This is a genomic window from Rothia sp. HMSC072B04, assembly GCF_001813725.1.
Taxonomy (GTDB): Bacteria; Actinomycetota; Actinomycetes; order Actinomycetales; family Micrococcaceae; genus Rothia; species Rothia mucilaginosa.
In genome coordinates, this window is record NZ_KV813811.1 from 189549 (window position 1) to 201791 (window position 12243).

At 58.5% G+C, this 12243-nt stretch carries 8 protein-coding genes and 1 tRNA gene; 1 reads left to right on the plus strand and 8 read right to left on the minus strand.

The annotated features are described in order from the left end of the window. The first annotated feature begins 214 nt into the window (after positions 1-214). Positions 215-1003 carry a DNA-3-methyladenine glycosylase I gene (locus HMPREF2928_RS07370; protein WP_070600460.1) on the plus strand — a complete coding sequence of 263 codons (789 nt, stop codon included), beginning with the start codon at positions 215-217 and terminating at the stop codon, positions 1001-1003. A gap of 121 nt (positions 1004-1124) precedes the next feature. Here the strand turns inward: HMPREF2928_RS07370 and HMPREF2928_RS07375 are convergent, their stop codons facing one another. The 8 genes from HMPREF2928_RS07375 to HMPREF2928_RS07410 form a co-directional block, all read right to left on the minus strand. Then, positions 1125-1514: a DUF1304 domain-containing protein gene (locus HMPREF2928_RS07375; protein WP_070616630.1), complete on the minus strand. Its 390-nt coding sequence runs from the start codon at positions 1512-1514 to the stop codon at positions 1125-1127. A 275-nt stretch (positions 1515-1789) separates the two neighbouring features. Further along, positions 1790-3412 (minus strand): L-lactate permease, encoded by a 1623-nt coding sequence (locus HMPREF2928_RS07380; protein WP_070688031.1) that lies wholly within the window; start codon positions 3410-3412, stop codon positions 1790-1792. 577 nt (positions 3413-3989) lie between these two features. Beyond that, positions 3990-5612: an L-lactate permease gene (locus HMPREF2928_RS07385; RefSeq protein WP_070688033.1), complete on the minus strand. Its 1623-nt coding sequence runs from the start codon at positions 5610-5612 to the stop codon at positions 3990-3992. A gap of 471 nt (positions 5613-6083) precedes the next feature. After that, positions 6084-7721, minus strand: coding sequence for an L-lactate permease (locus HMPREF2928_RS07390; protein WP_070629545.1), 1638 nt, complete (start codon positions 7719-7721; stop codon positions 6084-6086). 580 nt (positions 7722-8301) lie between these two features. Continuing rightward, positions 8302-8375 (minus strand) — tRNA-Pro (locus HMPREF2928_RS07395). Between the two features lie 247 nt (positions 8376-8622). Further along, positions 8623-10203: a ribosome biogenesis GTPase Der gene (der, locus tag HMPREF2928_RS07400; protein ID WP_049358671.1), complete on the minus strand. Its 1581-nt coding sequence runs from the start codon at positions 10201-10203 to the stop codon at positions 8623-8625. A 112-nt stretch (positions 10204-10315) separates the two neighbouring features. Then, entirely contained in the window at positions 10316-11008 is a 693-nt protein-coding gene (gene cmk / locus HMPREF2928_RS07405) for a (d)CMP kinase (protein WP_049358673.1), read from the minus strand. 54 nt (positions 11009-11062) lie between these two features. Continuing rightward, complete coding sequence (locus HMPREF2928_RS07410; RefSeq protein ID WP_070688036.1) at positions 11063-12232, minus strand: prephenate dehydrogenase; 1170 nt, start codon at positions 12230-12232, stop codon at positions 11063-11065. Positions 12233-12243: the final 11 nt, after the last annotated feature.

Consider the following 12243-nt stretch of genomic DNA (forward strand, 5'->3'; position numbering starts at 1 on the left):
GATGTCACCCGGCAGTGATTGAGACTTATCAGAGGGCGGAGCGTGCATCGGATGCAGGCTCCGCCCTCTGTCGTACCTGTTTTCGGTTTCGTTGCTCTGCACCACGACACATAATCGAATATACTTGCGATTTACTCACGCTAGGGCTAGTGTTTAAGTAGAACATGCTTCCGAAATACTCGGATGAGCACAGCAATCTCATAGAGGAGAAACCGTGACCTCGCAACCTACTATTCCCGCCAACCCCCTCGAAAACACCCCGAGCTACCCCACATGGGTGGCCGATAAGCTTCTGCGCGACTACTACGACGCCGAATGGGGCATGCCCGTCACCGATGAGCGGGGACTCTTCGAAGCCCTGAGCCTCGAAGCTTTTCAGGTGGGCCTCTCCTGGCGCACGATTCTTGCCCGCCGTGAGGCATTTCGTCGCGCTTTCGAAGGGTTCAATCCCGAACGCGTGGCCGCGTTCACCGACCAGGATGTTGCGCGACTCCTCCAGGACGAAGAGATTATCCGTAACGAGCGGAAGATTCGCGCGGTCATCTCCAATGCACAGCTGACCCTTCGGATGCGTGAGCTTGCCGCCACGCCGCATGACGCGTCCGCGGAGGATGTTCATCTTCCTCTTATCACCCACTCTTCTACCCCACCCAATACGGATAGCGTTGAGGCGCCGAATGCCCGCCGCCGTCGAGTTCGTACGCTCCGCGATGAAGATCTTAACCGGATGCGCGAGCGCACCCTATCCGACGGCACGCGTGTACCGGGCGGGTTGTCGGCGTGGCTGTGGTCCTTCGCGCCGCACGAGACTATCGTGCCGCATACCCTGGAGGATATTCCGACAGATACACCCGAGTCTGCGCTTCTTGCCAAATCTTTTAAAGCTCTAGGAGGTGTGTTCTTGGGTCCGGTGACCGCCTATGCGCTTATGTGTGCGGTCGGTATGGTCGACGCTCACCTGGTGGGTTCGCATCGGCGAGGCTGTTCGGGGCTCTTCACCTAAGCTCCCCTCGCTTGGCGTACTCGCGTCCAAGGGCGCAGAAAAGCCGCGTGTTACTTCAGTGGAGTAAGCACGCGGCTTCTATACGTTGAGAGGTTCCGCTCTGAATTAGATTGTCACAGGGTTAGATCATCACGAAGAGGAAAATTAGCGCCAGCAGCGGCGGGGTCAGCTGAATCAGTGCCGGCTTACGCTTATTCGGGGAGGTGAGGAACAGGTAGACACCGGCAATCGCCATGGAGCCCAGGCCTGCGAACATGAGTGCCACACCCACCTGCGGGGAGCCGAACCAGAAAGCGAGCAGACCGGTTGCGGCGATCCAGGCGAGCATCAGGTTGTACAGGCCCTGGTTTGCTGCCATCTCCTTGGTGGACTCGGCGAATTCTTCGGTCATTCCGAAGGTTTCGCGACCCTTGGGCTTAGTCCAGAGGAAGGATTCGATAATCCAGATGTACACGTGAATAGCGATTGCTACGAAGGCAAAAACGGTGGTGACCGTTGCGAGTGCCTGCATTGTTTCTCCTTGAGTAGTAGGTCATCTGTTAGCCGTGTGTCTCACGCAGCGGGCGAGAGAGTAACGCACAGATAACAGCCGGGCAGCCTCTCCTGTGCACGTCTCCGGTGTGTGGGCACAAACACTAATTCTACTCCTGCCGGGTGGATTATCCGCATCGTATGACATTGGGTACCTCAGATACGGCGAACGCCCGCCGCGACATGACCTCGCAACGAGCGTTCTGCGTATCTCTCCGGTTCTTCCTCGAAGACAGGAAAAGTCGCTTAAAAAGCCTAGTGCACGATGAGCGTGAGCAGGTACGTCCAAATGCACAGCAGTACCAGCAGGAAGAGACTGTACTTGATGGTTATGGAGGTAACCTTCGACTCCTGCCCTGCCTCGTTCACGGCGGCAACCGCCACCGCAATCGACTGCGGGGACACAATCTTGCCCATCACACCACCGGAGGTATTGGCCGCAACCAGCATGGCGGGGTCTACACCAATCTGATGCGCGGTGCTTGCCTGCAGACCGGCGAAGAGCACGTTGTTGTTGGTCACCGAACCGGTCACAAACACACCGACCCAGCCGATTACGGGCGAGAAGAGCGGGAAGAGCGCACCGGCTGTAGCTACCGCCAGAGCGATGGAGGAGGTCATGCCCGCGTAGTTCATGAGGTTTGCTACGGACATGACCAGGCAAATCATGTAGATGGGCTTCTTCAGCTGCTGCCATGCGCCGTTAAGCTCCTGCAGAGTCTCACGGACGGTAATTTTCGAGGTGAACGCAGAGAGCAGAGCCGCCACCAGAATGGCGGTACCCGCCGCACCCAGAATGTTCCAGTTGAAGACTGCGTGGATAGCGAGGCCTTCACCGTCGCCAATCTGGTGGTGGATACCGGGCACGTGGAAGCTCAGGTTTGCAAAGCCCAGGGCTCCGTTATGGTCAAAGACGGGGCGCAGCACGGTGGACCAGAGCAGGATGGTGATGGAAAGGAAGATGAAGGGGCTCCAGGCGCTCGCAACTTCGCGCAGGGTGTACGTCGGTTCGTCCTGTGCGGAGAGCTCTTCTAGAGTCGGTGCGGTGGGCTCGCGATAGATGTTCTTGGGTTGCCAGAAACGCATCACGACTGCCAGGAACACCAGGCCGACAAGGGGCGGCAAAATGCCGATGAGCTCGGGGTCCTGCAGGACCCACAGCATGATGCTCTGCATGCCAGAAATCACGATACCGGTTGCGAGCGCTACTAAGCCTACCTCACGAATGCCGCGCAGACCGTCCTGAATAGCTACCACGAGCACGGGTACGAGGGCCGCAAAAATCTGCAGGACCCAAACCATCTGGTTGGATAGGTGCCCCAGGTCTACGTTACCGATAGCGGCACCGGTGGTCACAGGAATACCGACCGCACCGTAGGCGCCCACGGTGGCGTTAGCAACCAGGGAGAGCATAGCGGCTTTGAGCGGGTTGAAGCCCAGAGCAACCAGTAGCGCTACAGAAATAGCAATCGGGATGCCGAAGCCCGCCGCACCCTCAATAAACCCGGCAAAGCAGAGGGCGATGAGTAGCACCTGGATGCGCTGGTCTGCTGAGATTGAGGAGACGGAGGACCTCACGATGGCGAATTTTCCGCTGCGCACCGCGATGCGGTAGAGCCACACTGCCATGAGCACAATCCATGCAATAGGCCATAGCGCTGAGAGGAATCCGTAGAAAATAGAACCTGCGGCTGCTGTCCAGGGCAGGTGGAAGACTCCGAGTGCGATGCACAGGGTCAGGGCTAGGGTGATTAGCGCTGATTTGATGCCGCTGAGTTTGAAAACCGTGAGGCAGAGTAGAAAAAGAATAATGGGGGATGCCGCTACGAGTGCAGAGAGCACCGGGGAGTTGAGGGGATCGTAGGTTTGCGACCACATGAGAGTGGTATGTCCTTCCTCGCCGCAGGGTGTACCTACAGCGGTTTGGATGCCGCTGTAGGGTGCGTCCGCCTGCCCTTATGGGGTAGTACGAGGCGTAGCCTCACGACGCCTCTACCGCTGAGGGTCCCTGAACGTGAAAGGCGTAGCAACATCATGTGTCTGTGTTGTAGCCTTGGCTGAAGGCAGGGGGCGCGGGGAAGGATATTTCCACGATGCGGGGCGTTGGTTCTCTCGTTGGAGGCCTCGAAGCTAAAAGTTCCTTAGCTCGTGCTCTCGCCTACGGCGCCAATGCCCACTGAGAACTGTATCACTGCGGCAGGTGGGCCCTTTGCTAGGTACTGGGCGCTTTTACAGTATGAAACGCTAGTTAAGAGTCATTACGATTTAATCCTTGTCGGTAGTTATTTTCTCCGGCTAGACCCTTTTCTACTACCCGACCTAAATCTATACGGCGGCAGGTAAGAATGAAGCCCCCTCCCCGACCGCACGGGTCGAGAAGGGGGCTTTGCATCAGAATCATCAGGGGTTCAGCGTCATGCCGCTATCTGCCCTGGTGTGAGGCTCACGAATGGCTTTAGCCAGCCATGAGCGAGAGGGCGAAGGACCAGACGCAGACCAGGCCCAGCAGAATAGCGCTGTACTTGATGGACATGGAGGTAATCTTCGATTCCTCGCCTGCGCTGTTCACAGCCGCCGCCGCAATCGCGATGGACTGCGGGGAGACAATCTTACCCATCACGCCACCGGCGGTGTTTGCGGCAACAAGCAGGGTCGGGTCAACAGCGATCTGGGCTGCGGTGGTGGACTGCAGGCCCGCGAAGAGCACGTTAGCATTGGTCACGGAGCCGGTCACGAACACGCCAATCCAACCGATGATCGGGGACAGCAGCGGGAAGACCGGGCCGGCTGCCGCGAGCGCCAGAGCGATGGAGGTGGTCATACCGGCATAGTTCATGACGTTTGCGACGGACATGACCAGGCAGATCATGAGGATCGGCATCTTCAGCTGGTTCCAGGTACCGCCGAGTTCTTCGAAGGCTTCGCCCCAGCTGATATTCGAGGTCAGGATGGTGATGAGTGCCGCCACCAGAATTGCGGTGCCGGATGCGCCCAGCGTGTTCCAGGAGAACATCGCGGTCACGGTCTTGCCGGCACCGGTGGTGATGGCTTCGTGAATGCCGGGGATGGGGAACGCCAGGGTTGCAGCACCGAGCAGGCCGTTGGTTGCGAAAATCGGCTTCAGGGCAGTGGACCAGAGCAGGATGGTTGCGGAGAGGAAGATGAAGGGGCTCCACGCCTTAACGATCTCGCCACCGGTGTGCTTGACGTTCTGCTGAGCCTGGGCTTCTTCGAGGCTGGGTGCGGTGGGTTCACGGTAGATGTGCTTGGGCTGCCACTTCTGCATCACGAGCGCCAGTGCTACCAGGGACAGCAGCGGCGGGATGATGTCGACCAGTTCGGGCGAGCCGAGCAGCATCAGGATAGCTGCCTGACCGCCGGAGAAGATGATGCCGGTCATGAGTGCGACCAGGCCGACTTCGCGGATGCCGCGCATACCGTCCTGGATTGCGACCATCAGCAGCGGCACGAAAGCGACGAAGATCTGCAGTACCGGAACCATGCCTGCGGACAGGTGTGCGGTGTCCAGGCCGCCGACCTTAGCTGCGGTGGTCACGGGGATACCGATAGCACCGTATGCGCCGGATGCGGCGTTAGCTACCAGCGCCAGCATGGATGCTTTGAGAGGGTTGAAGCCCAGGGATACCAGCAGTGCAGCAGAGATAGCGATCGGGATGCCGAAGCCTGCCGCGCCTTCGATGAAGCCACCGAAGCAGAAGGCAATCAGCAGCACCTGGATGCGCTGGTCGTTCGAGATGGAGGAGACGGAGGAGCGCACGATGTCGAAGTTACCGGCGCGTACGGCGATGCGGTAGAGCCACACAGCCATGAGCACGATCCAGCCGATGGGCCATGCGCCCGAGAGGAAGCCGGAGAGGATGGAACCGGCACCTGCGGTGATGGGCAGGCCGAAGATGGCGCAACCGATGATGAGGGTGGTGCCGAGGGTCAGCAGTGCTGATTTGAGGCCGCTGAGTTTCAGGACGGTCAGGCCCAGCAGGAAGAGGATGATGGGCACTGCGGCAACCAGCGCGGAGAGCACCGGTGAGTTCAGCGGGTCGTAGGTTTGCTGCCACATTGGGGCGGGTGTTCCTTTCGGTCTGTGTGTATTAGCGGTCGCTTCTTCCGGTACGGCGTCTGCGCTGTATGGAAGCGTTTGGGCCGCATAAAAACCGATGGGCCCGATCCTTGCGTCGTGGATGGGCCCATCGGTGAAGCGTGATGGTCTTGAGCTTCTGACTGCCTGGTGATTTGCCGCGGCGATACACCCTAGCGAGACGGTGGTGAACGAAGTCTTTCCCACTCACTAGGTGCTCATGACTTTATCTGTTTAAGCTAACAGGTCTCTCCCAAGACTTCAGGATAGGATGACCTTAAGTGTGCACAAATGAAACTTATATGCATATTTACCCCTCCCCCCCCCCAGCCCACAAATACAGAAACGCGAAAGCCCCCTCCTACCGAAGTAGAAGGGGGCTTTCGCTAAACCGTGTCGCGGTACCTCACCTTTCAGGGAAGGCAGGTTACACGCATCGGAGCTTCACGCTGTTTAGGAAACAACCAGGGACAGAACGTAACTCCAAACACAGGTGATAGCCAGCAGGATTGCGCTGTACTTGATTGCCATGGAGGTAATCTTGGATTCCTCGCCGGAGCTGTTCACAGCAGCAGCAGCAATTGCAATGGACTGCGGGGAAACAATCTTCGCCATCACACCACCGGCGGTGTTAGATGCAATCAGCAGGGTCTGGCTGACACCAATCTGATGTGCGGTGGTAGCCTGCAGGCCAGCGAAGAGGATGTTGCTGTTCACCACAGAGCCGGTCACGAACACGCCGATCCAACCGATGATCGGGGACAGCAGCGGGAAGATTGCGCCCACAGCGGCAACAGCCAGTGCGATGGAGGTAATCATACCTGCGTAGTTCATGACGTTAGCAACGGACATGACCAGGCAGATCATGATGATCGGGGTCTGCAGCTGCTTCCAGGTTGCACCGAGTTCCTCGATAGCCTCGCCCCAGCTGATGGAGGAGGTCAGGATGGTGATGATTGCAGCGACCAGAATTGCGGTACCGGAAGCACCAATGATGTTCCAGGTGTAGGTCACGTCAATTGCCTTGGGGGTTGCAACGATCGGTGCGGTCTGCTGGATGGTCTGGTGCAGCCACGGAACGGGGAAGGTGATGTTACTGAAGGCCAGCAGACCCCCCTTAGCAAAGAGCGGCTTCATCGCGGTGGACCAGAGCAGAATCACGACGGACAGGTAGACGAAGGGGCTCCATGCCTTGAGGATTTCGCCACCGGTGTGCTTGACGCTCTGCTGAGCCTCAACCTCTTCCAGGGAGGGAGCGGTGGGCTCACGGAAGATGTTCTTGGGCTGCCACTTCTGCATGATGAGTGCCAGGGCAATCAGAGCCAGCAGCGGCGGGATGATGTCGACGAGCTCGGGGTTACCGAGGCCTGCGAGCAGGACAGACTGGCCGCCAGAGTAAATCAGACCAACAATCAGTGCTACCAGACCGACTTCGCGGATACCGCGCAGACCGTCCTGAATAGCAACAAGCAGTACGGGGATGAGAGCCGCCATGATCTGGATAACCAGGACCATTTCGATGGACAGTGCATGCAGGTCCACGCCGCCGCGGGTTGCTGCGGTGGTCACGGGGATACCGATAGCGCCGTATGCACCGGAGCTCACGTTAGCAATCAGTGCGAACATTGCGGCCTTGAGCGGGTTGAAGCCCAGGGACACGAGCAGTGCAGCACAGATAGCAATCGGGATACCGAAGCCTGCAGCGCCTTCAAGGAAGCCGCCGAAGCAGAATGCGATCAACAGCATCTGGATGCGCTGGTCGGTAGAGATGGAGGAGATGGAGGAGCGAACAATTTCGAAGCCGCCGGAACGCACAGAAATGCGGTAGAGCCACACTGCCATGAGCACGATCCAGCCGATGGGCCACATGCCCGAGAGGAAGCCGTAGAGGATGGAGCCTGCACCGGCAGTGATGGGCATACCGAAGATAGCGCAACCGATGACCAGTGCAATGACGAGGGAGATAACGGCAGATTTAATACCGCTGAGCTTCAGGACGGTGAGGCCCAGAAGGAAGAAAATAATCGGGACTGCTGCCACGAGTGCGGAGAGTGCGCTCGAGTTCAGCGGGTCGTAGACTTGCTGCCACATAGTGTATTGCGTTCCTTTCCACGCCCGGAGGGGCGGGATCGAGTTGTGCCGTAAAGCCTACCCAATGGTGCGCGTGGCGGTGTGTGTGCCGTGTGCATAAGGCCTGGCTCCCTGTCGTCTTGTGCGTTGGGGAGGCTATCCCACCGGGATATTTGCCTTCACTTGGGTTCGTGTTGGTTTTGCGGCTATGAAATTCAGTGTGTATGAAGTCGTGTTTTAGTCACAGAAACCTAAATATTCCTTGATTTGTCAAGGGAAATTCAGTGCCAAAGCTAAAATTTCTGACCGCTAAAACGCGATTCCTTGTGTACCCAATGTACCACTGAACACCCACAAAATCGGGCATATTCCAACATTTAGATCGAAGCTCATAATTGCAACCTAACCTAAAGCCCCACCGCTTTACAGGTGCAATGCCGGCCCCTCCCCCGCCATCCCAAGGAAGAGAGCGCACTTCGGTGCTTCCAGCCGTGTTTTTGGCGCCGACTCCCGTATTTCCCCGTCCAAGCAAGCAAAACAAAAACCACTAAACGGCAGACAAAAAAGCTCCGGAAGGAAAAACCTTCCGGAGCTTTATCTGTCGGGTTGACAGGATTTGAACCTGCGACCCCTTGACCCCCAGTCAAGTGCGCTACCAAGCTGCGCCACAACCCGATTCGTTATTCACGATATTGTTTTCAAGGTTTCCCCTGAACACTCGAATAACTATACCGGGCTTTTAACCCCCGCGCAAGCCAGAATCCCCATTTTTAGAAAAAATCTTAAAAATCTTTTCCTCACGGATTTTCCTCGCAGATTTTCCGCACAGAATCCAGCGCGGGGGCCAACCCTAACAAGGGGCCAAGCCAGCCTAGCAAGGGGCCAGCCCAGCAACACGGCATCAGGCAGACACACCCCGCTACTAACGGCGGCCGCCCTTACCCTTCTTAGCCTTCGCGCTCTGACGCTCACCCAGGGAGCGGCGCTCACGCACACGCATCGAAATCTCAATCGGAGTACCCGTGAAATCAAAAGTCTCACGCAGACGACGCATAATGAAGCGACGGTAACCCGGATCCAAGAAACCGGTAGTAAAGAGCACGAACTTCGGCGGACGCGAAGACACCTGAGTGCCGAAGAGAATACGCGGCTGCTTACCACCACGCAGCGGGTGCGGATGCGCGGCCACAATCTCGCCCAGGAATGCGTTCAGGCGACCGGTCGGAATACGCGAATCCCACGACTCAAGCGAGTGCTCCAGCGCCGGCACCAGCTTGTCCTTGTGCCAGCCGGTCTTCGCCGAAATGTTCACGCGAGGAGCCCACTGCACGTGCGCCAGGTCGCGCTCAATCTCGCGCTCAAGCATGTAGCGGCGGTCCTCATCGAGGGTATCCCACTTATTGAATGCCAGGACCATCGCACGACCCGAATCAATCACGGTCTGCACGATACGCACATCCTGCTCAGAGATCGGCTCGGAAACATCCAGCAGCACCACGGCAACCTCAGAACGTTCCAGAGCAGTCTGGGTACGCAGCGAAGAGTAGAACTCCGCGCCCTTAGCCATGTGCTGGCGACGGCGAATACCCGCGGTATCCACAAAACGCCAAGGGTAGCCGCCCAGCTCAATAATCTCGTCAATCGGGTCACGAGTCGTACCAGCCAGGTCATTCACCACGGCACGCTCAGAACCAGCCAGCTTATTCAGCAGCGACGACTTACCCACGTTCGGGCGACCCACCAGAGCCACACGACGCGGGCCACCCAGCGCCTCCGGCTGTGCGAACTGCGAGTGCTCCGGCATGACCTCAAGGATCTCGTCCAGAGCATCCGCCAGGCCACGGCCGTGCAGACCCGACACCGGGAACGGCTGACCCATACCCAGCGACCAGAGGTTATAAATCTCCGGCTCCAGGTGAGCGTCGTCAATCTTGTTAGCAATCAGAATGATCGGCTTCTTCACGCGGCGCAGCATACGCACAATCTGCTCGTCCGAAGCGGTCACACCCACGCGGGCATCCACCACCAGGACCACAACATCGGCCTGCTCCACAGCAATCTCAGCCTGCTCAGCAACCTGAGCGTCAATACCGCGAGCATCAGACTCCCAACCACCGGTATCAACCAGGGTGAAGCTCTTACCCAGCCACTCAGCCTTATAGGACACGCGGTCACGAGTCACACCCGGCTTATCCTCAACCACCGCTTCACGGCGGCCCAGAATACGGTTAATAATGGTCGACTTACCCACGTTCGGGCGGCCAACAATCGCCACTACCGGATCAGCAAGCTGCTCTTCCTCTTCCTCAATGTCGAAGCCCCAAGCACCCAGCAGGGCGCGGTCCTCTTCATCCAGGTCGTAGTCCTCAAGACCCTCAAGAAGAGCCTGAGCACGCTGGTCAGCGGTCTCATCATCAATCTCAGCGAGGCGCTCGATAACGTCGTCCTCGCCACCGCCCAGGTACTTATCTTCGTAATCGTCGCGGATAGCGTCCTCAGCCATGCGCATTCCTTTCTCTACCCGCCCCCGCGCCCAACCCAAGGGTCAGCACGCGAGCGCGGCTCAACGTCTTCTCGGGAGCGGATGCACCACTCCCCCAGCGTTTCGGCGGGGCCTAGCCCGCGCGCTTCGCCTTCAACTGGTCATTCACAGCGTTAATCACTGCAGAGACCGTCGCATTAAAATCAAGATCCGAGCTGTCCACCAGGGTCACACCCTCGGCAGCTTCCATAAAGTTATTGACCTTCGAATCCTTCGCATCACGCTCAGCGATCTGCTTGCTCAAGTCACCCGAAGCGCCGGACTTCTCGGAGTTCTCCAGGCCGCGGCGCGCCATGCGCACCTCTTCAGAAGCAGTCAGCAGGATGCGCGCATCAGCGTCGGGGGCAACTACGGTGGTGATGTCGCGACCCTCAGCGACCATGCCGTTAATAGCGTGGTTAATCATCCAGCGCTGCAGGCCAATCAGGTGCTCACGAACCGCCGGAACCGAAGCCACAGCAGAAACGGCCGAAGAAATGCGCTCGCTACGAATCTCCTCACGGATATCGGTCGAGCCCATCAGAATCTCTTCTTCCTTAATGTTCGTACCGAACACCAGGGGCATCTCCTCGACAGCCTTCGCGATCGCCTCAGCGTCGTTCAGGTCAATGCCAAGTTCCAGCACACGGTAGGTTGCGGCACGGTACATTGCACCGGTGTCCAGGTACGCCAGGCCAAAGTGGCGTGCAACTTCCTTCGACACAGACGACTTACCGGAACCGGAGGGACCGTCAATAGCAATCGTCAGTTTAGGGTTCTCGTGCATCAGCACTCCTTCAAATTCGTCTCAAACTTTATGCCGGAAAATACAGCTTTAACTCTACTTCACAACACGCCAACCGCGAGCCGACAAATCGCGGACCAGCGCCTCATGAATAGACGGATTGACCGAGATTTCAGCCATACCCACCGGGGCACCCGTCGAGTGCTCCAGACGCAAATCCTCAAGGTTAGCGCCCAGCTCACCAATCTCGGCAAGCAAACGAGCCAGCGTGCCGGGGGTGTCGTCCACCAGCACCGTCATCTTTGCGAACGCGGCGGGGGCAGTACCGTGCTTACCCGGAATACGGCTCACGCCCGCGTTGCCTTCGCTCATCAGCTGCGCCAAATCCAGGCGAGCACCGGATGCCGTCGGGTTCTCCAGCGTCGCAATGAGGCGGTTCAGGTCATCACGCACCCCGTAGAGGGTCTGCACAATCGGGTCAGCGTTCGCCGCAAAAATCTGCACCCACAGCGTCGGGTCCGAAGCTGCGATACGCACCGTATCGCGCAAACCCTGACCCGCCAGGGACAGCGCATACAACGGAGTGTCCTGCAGACGCGAAGCCAACAGCGAACTCATCGCCTGCGGCACATGAGAGATCAGGGCAACCGTCTGATCATGCTCCTCAACGCTCAGAGAAGTCACAATCGCCCCCAGCTCCACCGCCACAGAACGCACCAGACGCACGCACTCGGGGCGAACCGAATCGTGCTCGCAGATAATCCACGGACGCGCCTGGAACAGCTCACCGCGAGCAGCCACCGGGCCCGACTTCTCACGCCCAGCCATCGGATGCGAACCCACGTAACGGGACGCATCCGCACCCGAAGCAAGCACATCAGCCAGCGGCTGCACCTTCACCGAGGCAACATCCGTCACCACGGCGCCGGGGTAGCCCGCCTCCGGTCGAGGCGCATAGGTGTTCAACGCGCGAGCGCACACGGCACCGGCACTATCCGGAGGCGCAGCCACCACCACCAGCTGCGGGGCGAAGGCGGTGCGCTCCTGCTCCGACAGGGTGGAGAAGCTTGTACCTGCACCGATATCCTGCGCCACAGCCTCGGCGGTGGGTGAAATATCTTGGACGTACACGTCCTCGCATCCTACCGCACGCAACCCCAAACCAATGGAGGCACCCAGCAGACCCGAGCCGATAATGAGCACCGGCCCGGTCAGCGTTGAGTCCATGGGCAGCTCAGATGCGGAAAGCTCAGCGGGCGAGCTCATGACAACTCCTT

What these genes read in the sequence shown, in the direction of transcription:
- HMPREF2928_RS07375 (WP_070616630.1), bottom strand. Translation starts at nt 1,514, where the DNA reads ATGCAGGCACTCGCAACGGTCACCACCGTTTTTGCCTTCGTAGCAATC.
- HMPREF2928_RS07380 (WP_070688031.1), bottom strand. Translation starts at nt 3,412, where the DNA reads ATGTGGTCGCAAACCTACGATCCCCTCAACTCCCCGGTGCTCTCTGCA.
- HMPREF2928_RS07385 (WP_070688033.1), bottom strand. Translation starts at nt 5,612, where the DNA reads ATGTGGCAGCAAACCTACGACCCGCTGAACTCACCGGTGCTCTCCGCG.
- HMPREF2928_RS07390 (WP_070629545.1), bottom strand. Translation starts at nt 7,721, where the DNA reads ATGTGGCAGCAAGTCTACGACCCGCTGAACTCGAGCGCACTCTCCGCA.
- der (WP_049358671.1), bottom strand. Translation starts at nt 10,203, where the DNA reads ATGGCTGAGGACGCTATCCGCGACGATTACGAAGATAAGTACCTGGGC.
- cmk (WP_049358673.1), bottom strand. Translation starts at nt 11,008, where the DNA reads ATGCACGAGAACCCTAAACTGACGATTGCTATTGACGGTCCCTCCGGT.
- HMPREF2928_RS07410 (WP_070688036.1), bottom strand. Translation starts at nt 12,232, where the DNA reads ATGAGCTCGCCCGCTGAGCTTTCCGCATCTGAGCTGCCCATGGACTCA.